This is a genomic window from Gordonia sp. UBA7860 (assembly GCF_002500165.1).
Classification (GTDB): Bacteria; Actinomycetota; Actinomycetes; order Mycobacteriales; family Mycobacteriaceae; genus Gordonia; species Gordonia sputi.
In genome coordinates, this window is sequence record NZ_DLSO01000004.1 from 1,022 (window position 1) to 23,785 (window position 22,764).

Below are 22,764 nucleotides of genomic sequence, written 5' to 3' on the forward strand. Positions count from 1 at the left end.
CAGCGCGGCGGTGACATCGGAGTCGCAAGACCTCTCCTTCATGCCCGGTGCGCTCACCAGCGAGACCGTGGTGCAGATCGCGGCCTTCTACCGCCGTGGGACGGACTGGAAACTCGACGCCATCGGCCAAGGCTACGACCGAGGGTTGGCCGCACTGGCCACCGAGTTCGGGATCTCCGTCGATGAGCCCGCCGCCGATACGGCGAGTCCCACCACAGCACCGAGCGTCCCAGCCGCTGTGCATGCCCCATCGGCACCCGCGCCCACTTCGCAGCCGCCCGCCGCGTCGGCCATCAACATGACGAAAGTGTCGGTGTCGCTGACGAAAGACAGCGCTGACAAGACCGCGCGCATCGACCTGCGTAAGAGCAAGGGCGATCCGAACTGGGTGCTGACCGTGGGTCTCGAATGGGATGGCCGCGGCGCGTCATATGACCGCAAGGGAAACGTGAAGCGTTACGGCACAGGCGATCTGGACGTCTACTTCTTTTGTCGCAACGAGGAGACCAACGAGTTCGTCGTCATCAGTGGCGAAGCCGGACACCAGGGCGATCTCGGCGTGTGGCCGTTCATGCATCACCTTGGCGACAGTCTCGGCCCCGGGGCAGGCAACAAGCCTGCCACCGAACAGGTTCGGGTGCGTCCGACGGAGAATGGCGATCTGCTGGTCAACGTCTATCAGAGCGTCGACAACGGAACTGGCGCCATCGACGAGTTCGGCAGGCCCCGCGTCGCGATCCGGTACGGGCGTGCCGGTCACGACGGTCTGCCCGGACCTGACGCCGACGAAATCCTTGTCTACGTCGGCAACAGTGCCGATTCCTACTGGGCCACCGTCGCCCACATCGACGTGCTCGACGGAGTTCTCACCGTCGACGGCGAAACCCGCTACAGCGCACACAAGAGTGAAGCCATGCCCGGACTCAGCAGCACCGGTGCGTGGGTTCAAGAGCCGTCCGGCGGACCCGTCGGCCGCAGCAAAGCCAAAAACCACGGGCAGGGTCTGACCCTGTACAGCGGACTCTGTCAGAAGTAGACGGTACGCACCTGACCGGCAGAGCCGCGATCCACCTGACCGGCAGAGCCGCGATCCACCTGACCGGCCAAGCGGTCAACGCATCGGTAGGATCAGCATCCATGTCAGTCGATGCGTCCGCAGGCCATGGTGGCGCCAACGATAAAGACAAAGTCCACTATCTCGCCGGGCTCGATCTGCACGGCCGCAAGGTGGTTGTCGTCGGCGGTGGGTCGGTTGCGCAGCGTCGACTTCCGAATCTGGTGGCCGCCGGCGCCCGGGTCGAGGTCGTGGCTGTTGACCCGACGCCCGCCGTCGAGTCGTTTCCCGGGGTCGTCGTGCACAAACGTGCATACGTCGACGGCGATCTCGACGGCGCCTGGTACGCGATGGCGTGTACCGACGATCCTGGCGTGAATGCAGCCGTGGTCGCGGAGGCGGAGCGTCGGCACACGTTCTGTGTGCGGGCCGACGAAGCGCGGTGGGGCAGTGCTGTCACCCCGGCCTCCGGTCGGCACCGCGACGTGCAGTTCGGGGTGTTGGCGAGCGGCGATCACAGGCTGTCGGCGGCGTTGCGCGCCGCGATCTCACGGGCACTGGCCGACGGCTCACTCGACGTCGACGAGCAGCCGCACCCGCCGGGCGTCGCGCTCGTCGGTGGTGGCCCAGGCGACCCCGACCTCATCACCGTGCGCGGCCTCAAACTGCTGACGGCTGCCGACGTCGTCGTCGCGGATCGGTTGGCGCCACCGGAGCTCTTGGCCTCGCTCGGTCCGCAGGTGGAGATCATCGACGCCGCGAAGGTGCCCTACGGGCGAGCCATGAAACAGGAGGCCATCAACGACGTCCTCACCTCGAAGGCGAAAGAGGGCAAGTTCGTCGTGCGATTCAAGGGCGGCGATCCGTATGTCTACGGTCGCGGCTTCGAAGAGTTGCAGGCGTGCGTGGCCGCGGGCGTGCCGGTGACCGTGGTCCCCGGTATCACCAGCCCGATCTCCGTGCCGAGTTCCGCAGGCATCCCCGTGACCCATCGCGGAGTCACGCACGAGGTGGTGATCGCTTCGGGGCACGTCCGGCCCGGGCACCCAGATTCGCTGATCGACTGGTCGGTGCTCGCACAGCTACGCGGAACGCTGGTGCTGATGATGGCTGTGGAACGAGTCGACGTCTTCGCCGACGCGCTCCTAGCAGGCGGCAAGCCCGGCGACACCCCTGTCGCGATGATCGAGAACGGATCACTGCCCACCCAACGCCTCATCCGCACCGACCTCTCCCACGCAGGCGAGACCGCGGCGCGCGAAGGACTCAAGCCGCCCGCGATCGTCGTGATCGGTGACGTAGCGGGATTCGACGATGCGGATGCCGTTGCGGCGTTCGGTGATCTCGACGGAGCTCGATCAGCGGCCGAAGGCGGGGCTCGATCAGCGGCCGGAGGCGGGGCTCGATCAGCGGCCGGAGGCGGGGCTCGATCAGCGGCCGGAGGCGGGGCTCGATCAGCGGCTGGAGGCGAGGCTCGATAGGCGGCAGGCGTCTGGTGGGCGCTGCATCCCGTCGAGTGGGCTTTGTCTCGCGCCGTACAGCGGCTATCCGCCAACGAGAATTGGCACATACGCGCGGGGGCGCGGTAGCGTCGAACCCTATGTCGTCGTCACCTGGGCAAGCACACCGGCTGGATTTCGCGGCCGGGGCGTCGGACACCGACAATCAGTACCGGCCGGTGTTCGGGCTCGCAATCCTCGTGCTGTCGGGAATGCAGTTGCTGATGGTGCTCGACGGAACGGTCGCCGCGCTGGCGCTGCCGAAGATCCGTGAGTCGCTGCAACTCTCGGAGTCGGGTGCGAACTGGATCATCAGCAGCTATGTCCTGGCATTCGGCGGGTTGATGCTCCTCGGTGGCCGACTCGGTGACGCGTTCGGACGCAAGCGCATGTTCGTGATCGGCGTCGCAGCCTTCACCCTGACCTCACTGCTGTGCGGCCTGGCCTGGGATGAAACGAGTCTCATCGTCGGACGTGCCCTGCAGGGTGCCTCGGCAGCCGTCGCTGCGCCGACCGCGATGGCTCTGGTCGCCACGACGTTCGCGCCAGGTAAACCACGCAGTCAGGCGTTCGCGATCTACGCGGCGATGACCGGTATCGGTTCTGTCGCGGGTCTGATCCTCGGTGGTGTGCTGACCCAGCTCTCGTGGCGTCTCGTCTTCCTGATCAACGTCCCGATCGGACTGCTCGTCGCAGTCGGCGCCTACTTTGTCTTGCGCGAATCCCAGGGCGTGCGACTCTCTCTCGACCTACCGGGAGCCGTGCTCGCGACGTTGGGATGCTCACTGCTGGTGCTCGCGGTGAACGAGGGGCCCAACGGTTGGGGCCGTCCGATCGTCATCGGCTCGTTCATCCTCGGTGGTCTCGCGCTCGTGGCGTTCGTCATAGTCGAGCGCCGTGCGAGCAACCCGATCCTGCCGTTCGTTCTGTTCGACAACACGAGTCGTGTCGCCGCTCTGGTCGCCATCTTCTTCGCCAGCATGATCATGATGTGTATGGCGGTCTTCATCTCCCTCTACCTGCAGGGGATCTTGAAGTACACCCCCGTTCAGAGTGGTCTCGCAGTGGTGCCGTTCGCGTTCGGCCTGGGTATCGCCGCGGCGATCGCGTCGAAGCTCGCGCTGCACGTCCAGCCGCGGTGGCTGGTGCTGTGCGGTGGCGCGATCATTCTGGGCGGCTGCGTCTACGCGGCGTCGATTGCGCCGAAGGCTCCCGCGTACTTCCCGAGCATCCTCATCCCTGTCGTGGTGATCGGTGTGGGTGTCGGTTTCGCTGTGATCCCGCTGACGCTTTCGGTTGTCGCGGGCGTCGGGCCGAACGAGATCGGGCCGCTCACAGCGCTGGCGCAGGTCGCACAGAACCTCGGCGGTGCGATCGGGTTGGTCGCGGTCGGGGCGCTCGTGACGTCTCGCGCGCTGTCGCTCGGCGGCACCACCGCGCCCGTGGAGTCGATGAACAAGGCGCAACTCGCCGCTCAGGCCAACGGCTACGGACTGGCCTTCGCCTGTTGCGCGGGTATCGCGGTGATCGCCGCGATCGTCGTATTGTTCATGCGGTTCACGCCGGAGCAGGTTGCCGAGGGCCAGGCCGCGCAAGAAGCCGCGGATGCCGGGCTCGACGCGGACGTCGCGCAGAACACCCACGACCACTGATCAGGTCTCAGGTGGAATCCCAGAGACGCTGGTAGAAACTCATCCGCTCCTCGTCGAAGTCGACGCCGTACGCCTCGACGAGCGGTCTTTCCCACCCGGGCCCGTAGTCCCACTCCGTACTCATGGCTGCGACGGCGATGTCGGCCCAGCGATCTGCGACGTCGAGTATCCGGCGTCGAGCACTGCGGGACAAGTGACGAACTGCGCCGCCCACGAGAGTCGGTGAGCTTCGGCGCGCAGGGAGATCTCGTCGGTTGGTGGTTGCCATTTCAGGTACCGGGCGGATAGGCCTTCGCCGAGTCGGTAGGTGATGCCACCGACCTCGTCGAGCCAGACCGGTGTGATCGGATCGCCGCCGGAATGCGACACGACAACATCGGGAAATTCGTGCGCAGGGACGGCAGAGGTCATCGGATCAATGTCAGTCGGTCAGTACGACGATCTCGTTGGGTCGGGGGATCTCGACGCGCTGCCCCGCGTCGGACAGCACGGCGGCGAGGGCGTTGATGTCGCGGACGTTTCGGCGCGTCCGTACCAGTTCGCGAGCCACCAGCCCCTTGTAGTGCTTGTTGAAGTGGCTCACCACTTTTCGGGTGCCGTCGGGCGCCTCCGTCATCACCGTGGCGGTGACCGCACCGGAGACGGGCCCTAGCTGCTGGTAGATGCCCGAGCGCAGGTCGACGACGAAATCGTCCACCGCGTCGAGCGTGTTCGAGAGAGCAGGCTTCCACGCCGAGGTGAGCGTGCCGAAGCCGGGGAGTGTGGATCCGCCCGAGAGGCGGTAGGCGGGTATCCGGTCGCCGGCCCGGATGACCCCGAACAGCGCCGACCCGATCGCGAGGCGTTCTGCCGCTTTCGTTTTGCCCGCGCGGGTCAGTGATCGGTGGTCGAGGGCGTCGTAGAGCACGCCGGTGTAGCGCTCGATGGCAGGGCGGGTCGGTGAGAGCCAGAGGTCGGCGTTGCGGTCGACCTCGGCGAGCTGTGTCTTGCCGAGACCGAGTGCCTTCACGCTCGCGTCGAGATCGCTCGCGAGGTCGACGACGGCGTCGGCGATCTGTTTGCGCACGGGATTGAGTTCGGTGAACGAGAGTGTGTCGAGGTCGAGTGGGGCGCCGGAACCCCCGTCGGACTTGGTTTCCGAGGGCGGGAGGATGACGAGCACGTCGAACACTGTATCCGGCCACGTGGACGGGACCGAAAAGCGCGTGCGGTGGCCGACTAGACTGATCGACCGTGATCACACGGATGTCGACGCTGTTCCTGCGTACGCTGCGCGATGACCCGGCAGACGCCGAGGTTCCCAGCCACAAGCTGCTTGTTCGCGCTGGATATGTTCGGCGTGTCGCGCCGGGCGTGTACAGCTGGCTCCCCCTGGGGCTACGGGTACTCAGGGCGGTCGAGAACATCGTGCGCGAGGAGATGAACTCGATCGGCGCGCAGGAGATCCTGCTGCCCGCGCTGTTGCCGCGTGAACCGTACGAGACGACTGCCCGCTGGACCGAGTACGGCGACAACCTCTTTCGTGTGAAGGACCGCAAGGGCACCGACATGCTCCTCGGTCCGACGCACGAGGAGATCTTCGCGCAGCTGGTCAAGAGCGAGTACTCGTCGTACAAGGATCTGCCGGTCATCCTGTATCAGATCCAGACCAAGTACCGCGACGAGGAACGTCCGCGCGCAGGCATCCTGCGTGGGCGCGAGTTCGTGATGAAGGACTCGTACTCGTTCGACCTCGACGACGACGGACTCAAGGCCTCCTACATCGCGCACCGTGACGCCTACCAGCGCATCTTCGCGCGCCTCGCGGTGCGATACGTGATCGTCGCTGCGACGTCCGGCGCGATGGGCGGCAGTGCCTCGGAGGAGTTCCTCGCCGAGAGCGAGGTCGGCGAGGACACGTTCGTGCGCTGCCTGGAGTCGGGATACGCGGCCAACGTCGAGGCCGTCGTCACGCCTGCACCCGAACCGATTCCGTTCGACGGACTCGCGGAGGCGCAGGTTCACGAGACCTCTGACACCACCACCATCGAGACGCTCGTCGCGTGGGCCAACGACGCCCTCGACGGGACGTTCGACGCCGCGGACACACTCAAGAACGTCATGGTCAAGGTTCGCGAACCCGGAGGTGAGTGGGAGTTGCTCGGCATCGGGGTGCCGGGCAACCGCGAGGTCGACGTCAAGCGGCTCGAGGCCTCGTTGGAGCCTGCAGAAGTCGAGCTGTTGACCGAGGCCGACTTCGCGGCCAACTCGTTCCTGGTGAAGGGCTACATCGGACCGAAAGCCTTGCAGGAGAACGGCGTCCGCTATCTCGTCGATCCGCGCGTGGTCGACGGCACGGCGTGGATCACCGGTGCCGACCAGCCCAACCGGCACGTCGTCGGACTCGTGGCCGGGCGCGACTTCACGGCGGACGGGACCATTGAGGCGGCCGAAATCCTCGACGGCGACCTCTCGCCGGACGGCAAGGGACCGCTGGTGTCCGCGAAGGGCATCGAGATCGGTCACATCTTCCAGCTGGGCCAGAAGTACACCAACGCCTTCGAGGTGGATGTACTCGGCGAAAGCGGAAAGCCGGTCCGCCTGACCATGGGGTCCTACGGCGTGGGCGTGTCGCGGCTTGTCGCGGTGATCGCCGAACAGCAGCACGACGACAAGGGGCTGCGCTGGCCCGCAGAGGTCGCGCCCTACGACGTGCACCTGGTGATCGCCAACAAGGACGAGGCCGCGATCGGCGGCGCGACGTCGCTGGCCGAGGAGCTCGACGCCGAGGGCCTCGACGTCCTGCTCGACGACCGCAAGTCGTCGCCCGGCGTGAAGTTCAAGGACGCCGAACTGCTGGGCATGCCCACCGTCGTCGTGGTGGGCCGCGGCTACGCCAACGGCGTCGTCGAGGTCCGCGACCGCTTCACCGGCGAGAGCGCAGAGGTGCCGGTCGACAACGCGGTGTCGGCGATTGTCGCTGCGGTGCGCGGATAGCTTCCGGCGGCCGGTTCGGCCACCCGGGCTGTCGGACTCGGCGGACTACCGGACTATTGCGGCTGCCCCGGGAACGGAACGGTCACCGGACTCTCGCGCAATGCTGCACGCCAGGTGGCCGCGCGTTGCGCGCAGTCGGTGAGCTGGTCGACGGCCAGGCGGCGCGCCGATTCGGAGTCGGCACGCTCGAGCGTCGAGCGATATGCCGTGGCGCAGTCATTCTCGGCCGCCAGCGCGGCACGGGCAGCACTCGTCGGGTCAGTGACCTGCACGGGCAGCGTGTACCCGGCGGCCATATCGGGGGGAGTCGCGCCTGCCGCGGTGATGGCGGCGTTGAGTGCGTCGCGTGCCGCACGGTGGGCGGCGATGTAGTCGGCGACAGTGCCGCGTCGAGTCGCGGAGACAAAAGCTGTCGTGACCCCGTACGTGAAGATCGCGGCATTCTCGGCCTGTGTCGCCGTGGCCAATGCGTCGGTTGTTGCGGTCATGCGAGCTGCACCTCCACGAGGGTGGCGACCGAGGCGCTGACCGACCCGGCCAGTCCTGCCGAGTAGCCCTTCAGTGAAATCGCGGCGTCGTGTGCCGCACGCGTCGACGCACGGAGCGACGAGCGCAGCTCGTCGAGCGTTCCCGCTGTCGACGACGATCCCGGTGTGGACGTCTCGGACGCGCCCGCACCGGTGGAGCCGGGCGTCGCGGAGGCCGACGGCGCTGCAGACAACTGGTTCGCGGTGTCGGAGTCGAGGCGTTGGACCTCCTGCGAGAGAGCGGTCGCATGAGCGTCACGCTGATCGGCGATGACACCGAGCGCCGCGCTGTAAGTCGGAAGTCGGGGTGCGAGCGAACGAGCTGCCGCAGCGTCGGAGCGGGCAGCCTTGGCCAGGGGGAGTAGGGCGGTGGCGGTGATCTCATTCGGCGTCGGGCCGCTGTCGCATGCGCTCGACGCGCCGATCACGAGTGCTCCGGCGCCGATAGCGAGGCTGCCTCGTAAGACTGTGCGACGATCCACGGCGTCGAGTACATCGGGGGCTGCTGGCTTCACCCGACATATGATGCCAGTCCGGCACACCCGTGGTGCGCGGGCCGCACGGACAACAGGAGGTCCGACGGTCTGCCCGGCGATCGCCAGTAGCCTGCCGGGTCCGGGGCCGGTCGCAAGGTGGTCGGGGGAGGGTCGCGGATCGACTAGAATAGGGTGCCGTCGCATGCGGCAGACCAATCGCCGCGACAGCTGACCGGCGTCGATGAACGCACCTGAAGACCGTAACTGAAAGCACTGCGCGGCAAGCGAAGACGAGGAGTGAGGAGAGCAATGAGCATCGATACGCGACAACTCCGTACGCTCGTCGACACCTTTGTCGCCGACCGCGGATTCGACGTCGAAGACGTCGCGCTCACCAACGGTGCAGACGGCGACGCGGTCGTCGTGACCGTCGATCGGGATGGGGGAGGTTCGCTCGACGAGCTCGCCGACCTCAGTCGCGAGCTGTCTGACGCGCTCGACGCCGATCCCGCCTACGCCGACATCGACACCCTCGAGGTCACCTCACCCGGCGTCGACAGACCGCTCACAACCGAACGGCAGTGGCGTCGTGCCGCCGGACGCAAGGTACTCATCGATCTCGCGGGCGACGACGGGCCGACCCGTGTCGTCGGCAGGGTCGGACCGCTCCACGACGGCCAGGTCGACATCGTGAGCAACGACCGCGGCCGTTTCCGAGTCCGCACCGTCGAACTCGACGCCGTCACACGTGCTGTGGTCGACGTCGACTTCTCGCGGCCGGGGGTCGCCGAGCTGCGATTGTGCGGCCTCGACGACGCGCAGATCGCGCAACGTCGGGACACCGTCGGCTCGTAGCGACCGACCATAGAACTCAACCAACAGCCGAAAACTCCATAGCAGCCGACAAGTGAATAGGAGCGCCCCATGAACATCGACATCAATGCATTGCGCATGATCGAGGCCGACAAGGGAATCTCGATCGACACGGTCATCACCGCCATCGAAACCGCATTGCTCACCGCATACCGCCACACCGACGGATTCGCGCCGCACGCGCGCATCGACGTCAATCGCAAGAGCGGGGCGGTCAGGGTGATGGCACAGGAGGTCGACGAGGACGGCACCGTCGTCCACGAATACGACGACACCCCCGAGGGTTTCGGCCGTATCGCGGCCACCACCGCCCGTCAGGTCATCCTGCAGCGTCTGCGTGACGCGGAGAACGAGAAGAACTTCGGCGATTTCGTCACGCACGAGGGCGAGATCGTCGGTGGCGTCGTGCAACAGGACGCCCGCGCCAACGCACGCGGCATGATCGTCGTCCAGATCGGTAGCGACGCCAACAGCGCGGAGGGAATCATCCCGCCCGCCGAGCAGGTGCCCGGCGAGAGCTACAAACACGGCGACCGCATCAAGTGCTACGTCGTCGGCGTCTCGCGTGGTCCACGTGGACCACAGATCACGCTGTCGCGTACCCATCCGAACCTGGTGCGCAAGCTCTTCGCACTCGAGGTACCCGAGATCGAGGATGGCTCGGTCGAGATCGTCGCGGTCGCTCGTGAGGCGGGCCACCGCTCCAAGATCGCCGTGCACACCGGTGTCAGCGGACTCAACGCCAAGGGCGCGTGCATCGGACCGATGGGGCAGCGCGTACGCAACGTGATGAGTGAGTTGTCCGGCGAGAAGATCGACATCATCGACTACGACACCGATCCCGCTGTGTTCGTCGGGAACGCACTGTCGCCTGCGAAGGTCGTCTCGGTGGAGGTGGTCGACGAGGCACAGAAGGCAGCGCGTGTCGTCGTACCCGACTATCAGCTCTCGCTCGCGATCGGTAAGGAAGGTCAGAACGCACGACTGGCCGCTCGTCTGACGGGGTGGCGAATCGACATCCGCTCCGACGCCGACGACGCTCCCGGCGCACCCGCCGGCCAGTCGGGCGGGCCGGGAGCCGGACGGGCGTGATGAGGTCCGGTTGTCCAGTTCGGCACTCGGCGCGCTAGACTGATCGATGGTCACGCGAATGCGGCCGGCTGCCCCCTGTGGAGTTACTTCCGATGGTGGTGACCGGTCCGGTCGGCGGAACGATTCTTCGCAGAGTCATTCTCCGCAAGGTCCGATCCGTATGTGTCTGGGATGTCGGCAGCGAGCCGGTATCGCAGAGCTGGTCCGTGTCGTCGCCCCTACGGGTGCGAGCGGCCCGAGGATCGTTGTCGACATCGCGAAGACCATGCCTGGGCGAGGTGCGTGGCTGCATCCGGTGGCGGACTGCCTGTCCGCCGCGGTTCGACGCAACGCGTTTGCCCGGGCGCTGAGGAGTCCGGGACTGGTCGTAGACCAGTCCGACCTCAAAGAAGTGCTGTTCACCCGCTCGGGAGACGGCACGGACGAGAGCGGCCCTAACGGGCCAGAACAGGTAGCAGAAGACATGAGCACACCGTGAAGTCACCACGATGAGCACGTATCGGACGTAATCCGAGGCCGTGGCGGGCAAGCCGCTCGGCCTCCAAGTGAGGAGAGCAGTGGCAGGCAAAGCCCGCGTGCATGAACTGGCCAAGGAACTTGGCGTAACGAGCAAGCAAGTGCTCGAACGTCTCAAAGAACAGGGCGAGTTCGTCAAATCCGCGTCGTCGACCGTCGAGGCCCCCGTGGCCCGCCGACTTCGCGAATCCTTCCCCGCAGATAACGGGGGAGCAACCAAGAACGACTCCACGAAGTCGGCAGCACCCAAGCCTGGTGCCGCGGCTCGTGACAACTCTGCTGCGCCCAAGCCCGGCGCAGCTCGCCCCGGCCCCAAGCCGGCGGCTCCGAAACCTGCACCCGCACCGACGCCTGCTGCCGCGCAGTCGGCACCGGCTCCTGCGCCTGCAGCCACCCCGGCACCTGCCGCGCCCACTCCGGCGCCGGCACAGAAGTCGACGCCCGCGGCAGCTCAGGCTTCCGCACCTGCGCCGACGAGTCCACGTCCCGGGCCGAAGCCCGGACCGCGTGCGCCTCGCGTCGGAAACAATCCGTATTCGTCTGCACCCGCACCAGCTCCGCGGCCGGCGGCACCACGTCCCGGACCCGGCCAGGGCGGACCCCGCCCCGGTGGCGGGCGTCCCACGCAGGGCCGACCCGGCCAGGGTGCAGGGCGTCCCGGTCCCGGCGGTGCAGGCGCACGTCCCGCACCGGGTCAGGGCGGACCTCGCCCGAATCCGGGCAACATGCCCCCTCGGCCCAACCCGGGTGCCATGCCCAGTCGTGCAGCACGTCCCGACGCAGGTCGACCAGGCCGCGGCGGTGGACCAGGCGGTCGCAGTGGCGGCGGTGGCGGAGGCTATCGCGGTGGCGGCGGAGGCGCGCCAGGCGGAGCGCCGGGAGGTCCTCCCGGAGGTTTCCGCGGACGCCCCGGTGGCGGCGGTCGCGGTCGTGGCGGCGCAGCCGGAGCGTTCGGACGTCCGGGTGGTGCACCCCGTAAGGGGCGCAAGTCCAAGCGTCAGAAGCGGCAAGAATACGACTCGATGCAGGCTCCGGCCGTCGGTGGCGTCAGGCTGCCGCGCGGCAACGGTGAGACCATTCGTCTCGCCCGCGGCGCTTCGCTGTCCGATTTTGCCGACAAGATCGACGCCAACCCGGCATCGCTGGTCCAGGCGCTGTTCAACCTCGGCGAGATGGTCACGGCGACCGAGTCGGTCAACGACGAGACGCTGGAGCTGCTCGGCTCCGAGATGAACTACAACGTCCAGGTCGTCAGCCCGGAGGACGAAGATCGCGAACTCCTCGAGAGCTTCGATCTCTCCTACGGTGAGGACGAGGGCGGCGAAGAGGATCTCGAACAGCGTCCGCCGGTGGTCACCGTCATGGGTCACGTCGACCACGGCAAGACCCGACTGCTCGACACCATCCGTAAGGAGAACGTGCGCGAGGGCGAGGCCGGTGGCATCACCCAGCACATCGGCGCCTACCAGGTGAACACACACCTCAACGGCGACGATCGACTGATCACGTTCATCGACACCCCTGGTCACGAGGCGTTCACCGCCATGCGTGCCCGCGGTGCCAAGTCGACCGACATCGCGATCCTCGTGGTCGCCGCCGACGACGGCGTCATGCCGCAGACGGTGGAGGCCGTGAACCACGCGCAGGCAGCAGACGTGCCGATCGTGGTCGCGGTCAACAAGATCGACAAGGAAGGCGCCGATCCGTCGAAGATCCGCGGCCAGCTCACCGAGTACGGGCTGATCCCCGAGGAGTACGGCGGCGACACGATGTTCGTCGACATCTCGGCCAAGCAGGGCACCAACATCGAGCAGTTGCTCGAAGCTGTGCTGCTGACCGCCGACGCGTCGCTCGATCTGCGTGCCAACCCCGACATGGACGCTCAGGGTGTCGCCATCGAAGCGCACCTCGATCGTGGTCGCGGACCCGTGGCGACCGTGCTGGTTCAGCGCGGAACGCTGCGTGTCGGCGACTCCGTGGTGGCAGGCGATGCCTATGGTCGTGTGCGACGCATGGTCGACGAGCACGGCGATGACGTCAACGAGGCCCTGCCTTCGCGACCCGTCCAGGTCATCGGCTTCACGTCGGTGCCGGGTGCAGGTGACAACCTGCTCGTCGTCGAAGAAGATCGCACCGCCCGGCAGATCGCCGACCGGCGCAACGCGCGCAAGCGCAACGCGCTGGCCGCACGTAGCCGCAAGCGGATCAGCCTCGAGGACCTCGATTCGGCGCTGAAGGAAACCAGCCAGCTGAACCTGATCCTCAAGGGCGACAACGCAGGTACCGTCGAGGCGCTCGAAGAGGCGCTGCTCGGTATCGACATGGGCGACGAGGTGTCGCTGCGCGTCATCGACCGTGGTGTCGGTGGCGTGACGGAGACCAACGTCAACCTGGCTGCAGCGTCGGATGCGATCATCATCGGCTTCAACGTCCGTGCGGAGGGCAAGGCCACAGAGCTCGCCAACCGCGAGGGCGTCGACATTCGGTACTACTCGGTGATCTACCAGGCCATCGACGAGATCGAGAGTGCGCTCAAGGGCATGCTCAAGCCGATCTACGAAGAGGTGGAGCTCGGCCGCGCCGAGATCCGCGCCATCTTCAAGAGCTCGAAGGTCGGCAACATCGCCGGTTGCTTGGTGCAGTCAGGCCTCATCCGCCGCAACGCCAAGGCTCGTCTGCTTCGCGACAACGTCGTGGTTGCCGAGAATCTCACGATCTCGTCGCTGCGACGCGAGAAGGACGACGTCACCGAGGTTCGCGAAGGCTACGAATGTGGTCTCACGCTGACGTACAGCGACATCAAGGTCGACGACGTCATCGAGAGCTACGAGTTGCAGGAGAAGCCGCGCGACTGACGCGCGGATCGTCGAACACGCTCCCCTTCCGGGGTCTGAGGGCACTTGGTGCCTGACGGCCCCGGAAGGGGAGTACGTTCCTCACTCACAGTGCGTGCTTCGATTCTGGAGGAAGGACACCCCATGGCTGACCCGGCACGGGCACAGCGAATGGCCAAACGGATCTCGTCGATCGTGGCGTCGTCGATCGCCCACGACATCAAGGACCCGCGGCTGGCCCATGTGACGATCACCGATACCAAGGTGACCAACGACCTGCATGATGCGACGGTCTTCTACACGGTCATGGGCGAATCGATCGATGCCGAACCCGACTACGAGGCCGCTGCCGCGGGACTCGCCAAGGCGACCGGAATTCTCCGCTCGAAGGTCGGCGCCGGAACCGGCGTGCGCTTCACCCCGACGTTGACTTTCGTCCTCGACACCGTTCCCGATGCCGCGCGCCACATGGAAGAGCTGGTGGCGCGCGCACGCGCCAATGACGAACTCGTCGCGCGCCAGGCGAAGGAAGCGCAACCCGCCGGTGACCCAGACCCGTATCGAAGCAAGGACGAAGACGGCGAGGACGGTTCACGCGAGTGACCACTGCCTCCCCTGCGGCGATCGCAGATGTCCTCGGCGGGGCGTCGGCGGTGACAATCCTCTGCCATGTCCGACCCGACGCCGACACCATTGGTAGCGGACTCGCGCTGGGACTTGCGTTGACGACACGAGGCCTCGACGTCGAGGTCTCCTATCCCGGTCCCGAGAGCCTGCCCGTGGCCCTGCGTGACCTGCCTGGGGTGCGGGAGCTACTCGTCGAACCGGACGCACTCAAGGGTCACGACGTGACCGTGTCGGTCGACGCCGCCGGACCTGATCGGCTCGGCGATCTGGCCGCGGTCTTCCAGGGCGCGGTCACGTCGGTCGTCGTCGATCACCACATGTCCAACGGGGGCTTCGGTGACCTCGACTTCGTCGACCCCGACGCGGACTGCACCGCGGTGCTGGTCCTGCGACTCATCGACGAACTCGACGTTCCGCTGAACGCCGACATCGCGACGTGTCTGTACGCGGGTCTCGCAACAGATACCGGATCGTTCAAATGGGCGCGCTCCGACTCGTTTCGGGTCGCGGCGCGACTACTCGACAGCGGAGTCGACGGTCGGCGGTGGAGTCGGGCGCTGTTCGACACGCACCCCTTCTCGTGGCTGTCGATGGTGGCCGGGGTGTTGGCATCGGCGACGTTCATCCCGGACGCAGCCGACGGTGCGGGACTCGTCTACGCCGTCGTCGATCACGCCGCGATGGCCGGCATGAGCTGGGAAGAGTCCGAAAGCATCATCGACATCGTGCGAACCACGGCAGGCGCCGAGATCGCGGCGGTGTTCAAGGAGATCGAACCGTCGAGTTGGACAATCTCGTTGCGGTCGAAGGCATCGGTCGATCTGGTTCCGATCGCGCGTGCACTCGGCGGCGGTGGGCATCGACACGCCTCCGGGTACAGCGATATCGGGAGTGCGCAGGAGGTCGTCGACCGGCTGGTGGGGTTGCTCTGACCGAGCCCGCCCGACAGGCTGACGCCGGGGCGACCGCCCCGGACACGGGGATACGCCGCATCGCGGTGTTGTCGGTGTCGGCGCTTGCGGTGCTGACCGCGCCGCCGCTGTATCTACTCCTCGACCTCGCCGTCGTGGGGCGCCTCGGCGGCGACGAACTGGCCGCGCTCGGCGTCGGCGCTCTGGTGCTCTCGGTGATCAGCACCCAGCTCACCTTCCTCTCGTACGGAACAACAGCGCGGTCGGCTCGGCGCTTCGGTGCGGGCGACCGCGCGGGCGCGGTGGGAGAGGGCGTGCAGGCGACGTGGATCGCGCTCGGCGTCGGTGCGGTGATCGTCGCCGTGATCTATCCGCTGGCGCCGTGGGTGATGCGACTCATGGTCGGCACCTCGAGTCCGGATGCGAGTCACGTTGCGGCGGAAGCAACTTCGTGGTTGCGAATCGCATGCTTCGGCGTGCCACTCATTCTCGTATCAATGGCAGGCAACGGCTGGATGCGTGGCGTCCAGGAGACCCGTCGACCGGTCGTGTACGTCGTGGTCGGCTTGTCGATCGGGGCCGTGCTTGTGGTGGGGTTGGTCCACGGGCTGTGGTTCTTCCCGCGGCTCGGTTTGCAGGGCAGCGCAATTGCCAACGTCGTCGGACAATCGATTACCGGTCTACTGTTCGCGACGCGACTCCTGCGCGAAGTGCTCCCCGAGGGCGGGCGCCGCGCGCTGCGTCCTCGGTGGGCGGTGATCAAAGCCCAACTAGTGATGGCGCGCGACCTCGTGGCGCGCAGCCTCTCGTTCCAGGTGTGCTTCCTCTCGGCGGCTGCCGTCGCGGCCCGCTTCGGGGTGTCCGCCGTCGCTGCTCATCAGCTGACACTTCAACTGTGGGAGTTCATGTCGCTGTTCCTCGACTCGGTGGCCATTGCGGCTCAAGCGTTGGTCGGCGCCGCGCTCGGGGCGGGCGCGATCACAGCGGCTCAGAACGTGGCTCGCAGGGTGACCGTCGTGTCGGTGGTGGCTGCGTCGGCAATGGCAGGGGTCTTCGCCATCGGCGCCGGCGTGCTGCCGAAGCTGTTCACGAGCGATGCCAGGGTGCTCGACGCGATCGGCACGCCCTGGTGGTTCTTCGTCGCCATGCTGCCGATCGCGGGTGTCGTGTTCGCGCTCGACGGTGTGCTCCTGGGCAGCGGCGACGCCGCGTACCTACGAACTGCGACGTTGGTGGCCGCGCTCGTCGGATTCCTACCGCTGATCTGGCTGTCTCTGGCGTTCGACTGGGGATTGGCCGGCATTTGGACGGGTCTCGTGGTGTTCATGGTGATTCGCATGCTGACCGTCGTGTGGCGGATTCGGTCGGGACGGTGGCAGAAGGCGGGCACAGAGCGGTAGTGAGCGCGTGTGGTCGATGGCCGGTCAGTGCGGCGGCCATTGGTCGGCGCGGGAGTTGGCCGCGTCAGACGCGGGTGTTCGGTTCGTTGAGGATACGTGCCTTCTCTGCTTCGAACTCGGCGTCGGTCAGCACCCGCCGCTCGCGTAAAAGGCCGAGTTCCTTCAGCGCGTCGATACGTGAAGCCTCTGGCGACCAAGGCTGTGCAGGCGAGTGCGGACCGGGCTGAGGCGCGTCAAATGCGCCGTGACCACCCGTGCCCCTCCACGTAGCAGGGGCGACAGTTCGACGTCGTGTCGCCGATCCGATCGCATCGAAGACCCACATGCTCACCAGCGCGATGGTCAGGAAGAGCATGAGGAGCAAGGCGTCGACAACGAACTGGGCCCATCCCGTGTGGAATGTCCACCTGATCCCGGAAGCCCAATACCACGGTGAGTGCTCGTAGGCTCCCGCAGGAATCGAATTGAGGGTCACTGACGTGTATGCGGCTGCCGAGAACACCTCGATCACAAGGAAGAGCGGAACCGCGACAGTCATTCCCGCCCACGAGACAGGGTGGCGACGGCGCGAGATGGCCCATCCAGCGATCACCGCGAAGCAGAACAAGAACCCGGAGAGAACTGAGAGGAGGTAGCCCGCCACTGGATCGAGGTCAAGTCCGTGATGCTCGACCGACTGTTCGCCGGAAGGGAGGTCATGGTAGATGCGGTACGAACTCGCCAGAATGGCGGCGATGATCCGCTGAAGAATGAACATGAGCGAGACGGTCGCCCCCGCGGCGATGGCACGCCTGCGGGTTCGGGCCGCGGCGACAACCACCACGGTGAAGCAGATCAGGACCACCGTCGTCACGACGTATCCGCTCCATCGTCGAGATCCCGTGGTCGACGCCGGAGTCCATCGGCCCACGAACACCGCGTAGAGCAGGAACAGCCACACCAGTGCGAGTCCGCCGAGGACGACCGTCGTGATCAGTGCCTGCGTCGTCGGGGTCCCCCGATTGCCCAGGCGTGTCCGTGGGGTGCTGGGGGGAGGTGCGAACCCGGTCGGTTGCACGAAGTTGTCGGCCACGTCAGGCATGCTCTCATATGCCAGGTCGCCGACCTTGCTGCGCTGTCCGGGTGCGCCGCAGGTTGGGGACGCAGCCATCTGGCACGATGGATCCTCGTGGCTACACTCTGGGCGATCAGCGATCTTCATGTCGCACACCGCGGCAACGAGAGCATCGTCGACCAGATCCGACCGTCGGCTCCCGACGACTGGCTGATCGTCGCGGGCGACGTGTCCGAACGCACCGACGACATCATCGACACCTTGCGCCGCCTCAAGGCACGTTTCGACACCGTGATCTGGGTGCCGGGCAACCACGAGCTCTACACGACGGCCAAGGACCCGCTGCAGATCTTCGGCGTGGCCCGCTATGACTACCTCGTCCAGGCGTGTCGCGACATCGGGGTGGTCACGCCGGAAGACATCTACCCTCTGTTCGACGCAGGCGATGGCAGCGAGCCCGTCCGCGTCGTCCCCATGTTCCTGCTCTACGACTACACGTTCCGCCCGGAGGGCACCTCGACGGCGCTGCAGGCGCTCGCTGTCGCGCGGGAACGCAACGTGGTGGCGACAGATGAGTTCTTGCTGTCCGCCGAGCCGTACCCGACCCGCGACGCATGGGGAAGAGCCCGCATCGAGTCGACGCGCAAGCGCCTCGAGGCGCTCGACCCGTCGGAGAAGACCATCCTGATCAATCACTGGCCGCTGCGGCGCGAACCTACCGACGCGTTGTTCTATCCCGAGTTCGCGCTGTGGTGCGGCAGCGAACTCACCGCCGACTGGCACACGCGGTTCAACGCCGCGTGCAGCGTCTATGGACATCTGCACATTCCACGCACCACCTGGTATGACGATGTGCGGTTCGAGGAGGTGTCGGTCGGATATCCGCGCGAGTGGAAACGGCGCGGCCTCCCCGAGCCTCTGCTACGCCAAATTGCACCCGATCCCGGTGTGCGCGAACAGGATTTACCCGATCACGGCGCGCGCTTCAACCTGCCGCCCGATTATGCCGAGCGTGCCCGCGAATTCGCCGAACGGGTGGCGCAGCGTCGAGCACAGCGAAGCTCGAGTAAGGGAAGCTCGGGTCAGACAAGCTCGCGTCAGGAGGGCGACCAGTGATCGAACGACTGCTGCCACCCGGCGTTGCCTCCGCCGAATCCTTCGGCGACCCACCGGGTCTCGAGCCGATGCCCGCCGAGGAATCGCTGATCTCGCGTGCCGTCGAGAAGCGTCGTCGGGAATTCATCACGGCGCGTCATTGCGCCCGTCAGGCGCTCGGCCAGCTCGGCATCGAGCCGACGCCGATCATGCGGGGCGACAAGGGAATGCCGTTGTGGCCGAACCAGATCGTCGGAAGCCTGACGCATTGCGACGGATATCGTGCCGCGATCGTCGCGTACGCGATGGGCGTCAGGACACTGGGAATCGACGCCGAGCCGCACGACGTGCTGCCCGACGGCGTGCTCGAGCACACAAGCATTCCTGCCGAACGCGACGTCATCGCGCAGCGGCCGTCGGGACTGCACTGGGATCGACTTCTGTTCTGCGCCAAAGAGACAACCTACAAGGCGTGGTTTCCGCTGACCCAGCGTTGGCTCGGCTTCGAGGATGCCCACATCACGTTCGAGCAGACAGCGGAGAATATGGGGACCTTTCGCTCCCGAATCCTGATCGACGGCTCGGTGATCGACGGGGGAACACCGATCACGGAGTTCTCCGGACGCTGGCTGGTCGACGACGGCTACATCACCACGACGATCGTGATGAGCTGACGTGGCTGACTCATCGATCGAGAACGCCGGATTGGTCATCGTCGACAAGAACGAGGGCATCACCAGTCACGATGTGGTCTCTCGTTGCCGAAAGCTGTTCAACACCAGACGAGTTGGTCATGGGGGAACACTCGATCCGATGGCGACCGGCGTGCTCGTGGTCGGTGTCGAGCGGGCTACAAAACTGCTGGGATTGCTCGCGCTGACCACCAAGTCGTACACCGCCACCATCCGCCTCGGAGCCGCAACCGACAGCGACGACCGCATGGGCGAGATCATCTCGAGCGCCGACGCATCGTCGATCACGGACGAACAGATCGCCGCGACGGTCGCGACACTCACCGGCGATATCGAGCAGGTGCCTGCCAAGGTGAGCGCCATCAAGGTCGACGGTAAGCGCGCGCATGCGTTGGCCCGAACCGGTGAGGAGTTCGAACTCGCCGCGAGGCCGGTCACCGTCTCACGATTCGACGTGTTGGCCCGCCGCGACGAGGGGGAGTTCGTCGACCTCGACGTCGTCGTCGACTGTTCCGCAGGAACCTACATCCGCTCTCTCGCACGCGATCTCGGCGCCGCGCTCGGAGTCGGGGGACACCTGACCGCACTGCGGCGAACCGCGGTGGGGCCGTTCACGCTCGAACACGCACGAACACTCGAACAGTTGGCGGAGCGCCCCGAGCTCAGTCTCACGATCGACGAGGCGGCACTGATCTCGTTCCCGCACCGCGACATCGACGACGACGAGGCCGAATCCATCAGTCAGGGACGGTGGTTGACCCCAATCGGACGCAAGGGCATCTACGTGGTCGTCGACCCCGCTGGGCAGGCCATAGCGATGGTGCAGGAAAAGGGGCGTCGGGCGAGCTCTGTGATGGTCGTCCGGCCGGCAACTCTGCGATAGCGGCGACGCGGGACCCTCGACGCCGTCAGTGCTCGGCGACGAGGAAGATTGCGCGAGCGGCGATGTCGCCGAGCACGATCGGCTCGGCGCCGTCGATCGAGATCGAGATCGTGCCGGCGAACGGGCGTTTCTCGGAGACGTGGACCACGCAGTCCAAGGCGACTCCGAGTTGGTCGAAGTAGCGGAGTACCTCGGGATCGGTGTCGGAGATCCGTGCGATTCTGCCGCCCTCGCCGGTGTCGAGGTCGGCGAGTGAGAACGCCTCCGGGGCAGGTATCGAGCCGTCGACACGGGGGATCGGATCGCCGTGGGGATCGCGGTCGGGATGGCCGAGTTTGGTGTCGAGACGTGCCATGAAGCGGTCGGACATCGCGTGCTCGAGGACCTCGGCCTCGTCGTGCACCTCATCCCACCCGTAGCCGAGTTCGCGGACGAGGAACGTCTCGATCAGGCGGTGGCGCCGCACCATCAGCACCGCGGCCGCTCGACCCTCGTCGGTGAGGGTGACCGCGCCGTACCGCTCGTGGGAGACGAGACCCTGATCGGCGAGCTTGCGGATGGCCTCCGACGCCGTCGACGCCGACACACCCATCTTGTCGGCGAGCATCTTGGTGGTCACCTTGACCTCGGCCCACTCCTGGCTGGTCCAGATGACTTTGAGGTAGTCCTGGGTGACTGTCGACAACTCGGCCACGGACGTGTCAGGACCGGCAGCTCGGGTTTGAGGCATGAAACGAGCTTAGCCCCGCCTACCCACGCCGAAGCCCCGTGGCCGACCGAAGCGACGCCATCGCGGGGTCGACAACTGTCGTTGGTGTGACGGCATGCCGCGATTCACTGTGCGGACGTGCGTGATTCACGATGCGCGCTCTGATCGGCGTCGAGCGGGCGCGGGTGCTGGTTCACCGGCGTCGGTCGCCGTAGGCTGGTCGGCGTGTTGCGATGGCGAGGTCTGGACGAGGTGCCCGCGGATTGGGGCAGGTGTGTGGTCACCATCGGCGTGTTCGACGGTGTCCACCGAGGACATGCGCAGTTGATCCACGCCGCGACCTCCGCTGCGGCCGAGCGCGGCATTCCGTCGGTGTTGATGACGTTCGACCCGCACCCCGCCGAGGTGGTCCGCCCCGGAACGCACCCACCACAGTTGACGACGCTGACTCGTCGGGCCGAGTTGGCCGAGGAGTTGGGGATCGACGTGTTCTGCGTGATGCCGTTCACCCCTGAGTTGGCGTCGCGGTCGCCGAAGGACTTCGCGCACAACGTTCTCGTCGAGAGTCTGCACGCCGCTGAAGTGGTGGTCGGTGCAAATTTCACGTTCGGGAAGAAGGCTGCGGGCAACGTCGAGAAGCTCACGGAACTCGGGCAGCGTTTCGGATTCGAGGTGCAGGCCATCTCACTGTTCGGCGAGCACGCGGTGACCTACTCGTCGACCTACATCCGCTCGTGCGTTGCGGCGGGCGACGTCGAGCGCGCGGCGGAAGCACTCGGACGACCCCACCGTGTCGAGGGCGTGGTGGTTCGTGGTGACGGACGTGGGCGCGAATTGGGTTATCCCACAGCCAATGTCGCACCCCCGATGTACGCGGCCACTCCGGCTGACGGGGTGTACGCCGCGTGGTTCACGGTCCTCGGGCCCGGACCGGTTGTGGGCCAGGTGATTCCGGGCGAGAGCTACCAGGCCGCTGTGTCGGTGGGTACCAACCCGACGTTCTCCGGGCGTACGCGGACTGTCGAGGCATTCGTCCTCGACACCACGGCCGACCTCTACGGTCAGCACGTCGCCGTCGACTTCGTCGACAGAATCCGCGGCATGGAGAACTTCGACAGCATCGACGATCTGCTGACCGCGATGAGCGGAGACGTCGACAAGACCCGAGGCATTCTCGCCGCGAACCAGAGCGGTTCGTAAGTCCAGAGCGCCGGGGGAAACACAGGGTGGTCCGTGCGACCGGGCGCGATTTGGGCTGGGACCTGCGTGGTTGGTAACCTGGCATGTCGGTGCCGCTGCAGTCCGCGGTGGCGCACCGAATCAGCGTTGACGATCCCGGGTGGGATTGCCGCTGGTCACAGATGACGCGGGACTGAAATACAGGAGTACCTCCATGGCATTGACTGCCGAGCAGAAGAAAGAAATCCTCACCGAGTACGGCCTCCACGAGACCGACACCGGCTCACCCGAGGCTCAGGTCGCGCTGCTGACCAAGCGCATCACCGACCTCACCGAGCACCTCAAGGAGCACAAGCACGATCACCACAGCCGTCGTGGTTTGCTGCTGCTCGTCGGCCGTCGCCGTCGCCTGCTCAAGTACGTCGCCAAGGTCGACATCGCACGCTACCGCTCGCTGATCGAGCGCCTCGGCCTGCGTCGCTGAGCGACCCTGAGCCGCGGTCGCTCAGCGACACACGAACTAAACGGACCGGTCGTCTCCCACGTGGAGGTGGCCGGTTCGTCGTTTTTCGGTGTTGTCTTTCGGTGTCGTCGTTTCCTGGTCTCAGGGGCCACGATGATAGGCTGATAAGCGGAACGTTGCAGATTTGTGTGCTCACACACATGTCGCAGAGTCAGATCGGTCCTCGGTAGTGGCCGCCGGAATCGCCAGATG

The 22,764-nt window shown here is 66.3% G+C and carries 22 protein-coding genes; 16 read left to right on the forward strand and 6 right to left on the reverse strand.

Going from position 1 to position 22,764, the window contains the following annotated elements; translation table 11 throughout:
• From B3T59_RS00460 to B3T59_RS00470, 3 genes are all read left to right on the forward strand, one after another.
• The coding region (locus B3T59_RS00460; RefSeq protein ID WP_287001230.1) for a TerD family protein at positions 1–1,036 on the forward strand (1,036 nt) is incomplete at its 5' end.
• A 101-nt stretch (positions 1,037–1,137) separates the two neighbouring features.
• Positions 1,138–2,535, forward strand: a complete 1,398-nt coding sequence (cobA, locus tag B3T59_RS00465; RefSeq protein WP_287001231.1) for a uroporphyrinogen-III C-methyltransferase — start codon at positions 1,138–1,140, stop codon at positions 2,533–2,535.
• A 119-nt stretch (positions 2,536–2,654) separates the two neighbouring features.
• Positions 2,655–4,205, forward strand: a complete 1,551-nt coding sequence (locus tag B3T59_RS00470) for an MFS transporter (RefSeq protein WP_287001232.1) — start codon at positions 2,655–2,657, stop codon at positions 4,203–4,205.
• A 120-nt stretch (positions 4,206–4,325) separates the two neighbouring features.
• Here the strand turns inward: B3T59_RS00470 and B3T59_RS00475 are convergent, their stop codons facing one another.
• Both B3T59_RS00475 and yaaA read right to left on the reverse strand, forming a co-directional pair.
• The gene (locus B3T59_RS00475) at positions 4,326–4,616 is read right to left on the reverse strand and encodes a hypothetical protein (RefSeq protein ID WP_287001233.1); all 291 of its coding nucleotides are present in this window, start codon (positions 4,614–4,616) and stop codon (positions 4,326–4,328) included.
• Between the two features lie 10 nt (positions 4,617–4,626).
• Entirely contained in the window at positions 4,627–5,367 is a 741-nt protein-coding gene (gene yaaA, locus B3T59_RS00480; RefSeq protein ID WP_287001234.1) for a peroxide stress protein YaaA, read from the reverse strand.
• An 83-nt stretch (positions 5,368–5,450) separates the two neighbouring features.
• On the opposite strand from yaaA, the gene B3T59_RS00485 reads away from it, so the two are divergent.
• Complete coding sequence (locus B3T59_RS00485) at positions 5,451–7,181, forward strand: proline--tRNA ligase (protein WP_287001245.1); 1,731 nt, start codon at positions 5,451–5,453, stop codon at positions 7,179–7,181.
• A gap of 53 nt (positions 7,182–7,234) precedes the next feature.
• On the opposite strand, the gene B3T59_RS00490 is transcribed toward B3T59_RS00485, so the two are convergent.
• Together B3T59_RS00490 and B3T59_RS00495 are read right to left on the reverse strand one after the other, a co-directional pair.
• The gene (locus tag B3T59_RS00490) at positions 7,235–7,669 is read right to left on the reverse strand and encodes a ferritin-like domain-containing protein (protein WP_005204438.1); all 435 of its coding nucleotides are present in this window, start codon (positions 7,667–7,669) and stop codon (positions 7,235–7,237) included.
• On the reverse strand, positions 7,666–8,223 hold the full coding sequence (locus B3T59_RS00495) for a hypothetical protein (RefSeq protein ID WP_287001235.1): 558 nt from the start codon (positions 8,221–8,223) through the stop codon (positions 7,666–7,668). The genes B3T59_RS00490 and B3T59_RS00495 overlap by 4 nt, the downstream gene beginning before the upstream one ends.
• Before the next feature lie 270 nt (positions 8,224–8,493).
• Between B3T59_RS00495 and rimP the strand changes: the two genes are divergently transcribed.
• The 7 genes from rimP (at position 8,494) to B3T59_RS00530 (ending at position 16,437) form a co-directional block, all read left to right on the forward strand.
• Positions 8,494–9,039, forward strand: coding sequence for a ribosome maturation factor RimP (rimP, locus tag B3T59_RS00500; protein ID WP_287001236.1), 546 nt, complete (start codon positions 8,494–8,496; stop codon positions 9,037–9,039).
• Between the two features lie 69 nt (positions 9,040–9,108).
• Positions 9,109–10,149: a transcription termination factor NusA gene (gene nusA / locus B3T59_RS00505; RefSeq protein ID WP_064862107.1), complete on the forward strand. Its 1,041-nt coding sequence runs from the start codon at positions 9,109–9,111 to the stop codon at positions 10,147–10,149.
• A gap of 160 nt (positions 10,150–10,309) precedes the next feature.
• Positions 10,310–10,627 (forward strand): YlxR family protein, encoded by a 318-nt coding sequence (locus B3T59_RS00510; RefSeq protein WP_197502308.1) that lies wholly within the window; start codon positions 10,310–10,312, stop codon positions 10,625–10,627.
• 79 nt (positions 10,628–10,706) lie between these two features.
• On the forward strand, positions 10,707–13,520 hold the full coding sequence (infB, locus tag B3T59_RS00515) for a translation initiation factor IF-2 (protein ID WP_251721114.1): 2,814 nt from the start codon (positions 10,707–10,709) through the stop codon (positions 13,518–13,520).
• Between the two features lie 123 nt (positions 13,521–13,643).
• Positions 13,644–14,102: a 30S ribosome-binding factor RbfA gene (rbfA, locus tag B3T59_RS00520; RefSeq protein WP_064862105.1), complete on the forward strand. Its 459-nt coding sequence runs from the start codon at positions 13,644–13,646 to the stop codon at positions 14,100–14,102.
• Entirely contained in the window at positions 14,099–15,058 is a 960-nt protein-coding gene (locus tag B3T59_RS00525; protein ID WP_251721115.1) for a DHH family phosphoesterase, read from the forward strand. Before rbfA ends, B3T59_RS00525 begins: the two co-directional genes overlap by 4 nt.
• Before the next feature lie 50 nt (positions 15,059–15,108).
• Positions 15,109–16,437, forward strand: a complete 1,329-nt coding sequence (locus tag B3T59_RS00530; protein ID WP_372495412.1) for an MATE family efflux transporter — start codon at positions 15,109–15,111, stop codon at positions 16,435–16,437.
• Positions 16,438–16,501: 64 nt separating this feature from the next.
• Here B3T59_RS00530 and B3T59_RS00535 read toward each other — a convergent pair whose 3' ends face one another.
• A complete protein-coding gene (locus tag B3T59_RS00535) occupies positions 16,502–17,587 on the reverse strand; it encodes an SHOCT domain-containing protein (protein WP_287001237.1) in 1,086 nt (361 codons plus the stop codon).
• An 18-nt stretch (positions 17,588–17,605) separates the two neighbouring features.
• On the opposite strand from B3T59_RS00535, the gene B3T59_RS00540 reads away from it, so the two are divergent.
• The 3 genes from B3T59_RS00540 to truB are packed head-to-tail and all read left to right on the forward strand — an operon-like array spanning position 17,606 to position 20,161.
• On the forward strand, positions 17,606–18,607 hold the full coding sequence (locus B3T59_RS00540; RefSeq protein WP_251721117.1) for a metallophosphoesterase family protein: 1,002 nt from the start codon (positions 17,606–17,608) through the stop codon (positions 18,605–18,607).
• Positions 18,604–19,260 carry a 4'-phosphopantetheinyl transferase family protein gene (locus B3T59_RS00545; RefSeq protein WP_005204461.1) on the forward strand — a complete coding sequence of 219 codons (657 nt, stop codon included), beginning with the start codon at positions 18,604–18,606 and terminating at the stop codon, positions 19,258–19,260. The genes B3T59_RS00540 and B3T59_RS00545 overlap by 4 nt, the downstream gene beginning before the upstream one ends.
• A gap of 1 nt (position 19,261) precedes the next feature.
• Positions 19,262–20,161, forward strand: coding sequence for a tRNA pseudouridine(55) synthase TruB (gene truB / locus B3T59_RS00550; protein ID WP_287001239.1), 900 nt, complete (start codon positions 19,262–19,264; stop codon positions 20,159–20,161).
• A gap of 25 nt (positions 20,162–20,186) precedes the next feature.
• Here the strand turns inward: truB and B3T59_RS00555 are convergent, their stop codons facing one another.
• Positions 20,187–20,891, reverse strand: a complete 705-nt coding sequence (locus tag B3T59_RS00555) for a metal-dependent transcriptional regulator (protein WP_005204465.1) — start codon at positions 20,889–20,891, stop codon at positions 20,187–20,189.
• 204 nt (positions 20,892–21,095) lie between these two features.
• Here B3T59_RS00555 and B3T59_RS00560 point away from each other — a divergent pair, with 204 nt between their 5' ends.
• Both B3T59_RS00560 and rpsO read left to right on the forward strand, forming a co-directional pair.
• Complete coding sequence (locus B3T59_RS00560; RefSeq protein ID WP_287001240.1) at positions 21,096–22,070, forward strand: bifunctional riboflavin kinase/FAD synthetase; 975 nt, start codon at positions 21,096–21,098, stop codon at positions 22,068–22,070.
• Between the two features lie 193 nt (positions 22,071–22,263).
• On the forward strand, positions 22,264–22,533 hold the full coding sequence (rpsO, locus tag B3T59_RS00565; protein WP_005204469.1) for a 30S ribosomal protein S15: 270 nt from the start codon (positions 22,264–22,266) through the stop codon (positions 22,531–22,533).
• The last annotated feature ends 231 nt before the right edge of the window (positions 22,534–22,764 follow it).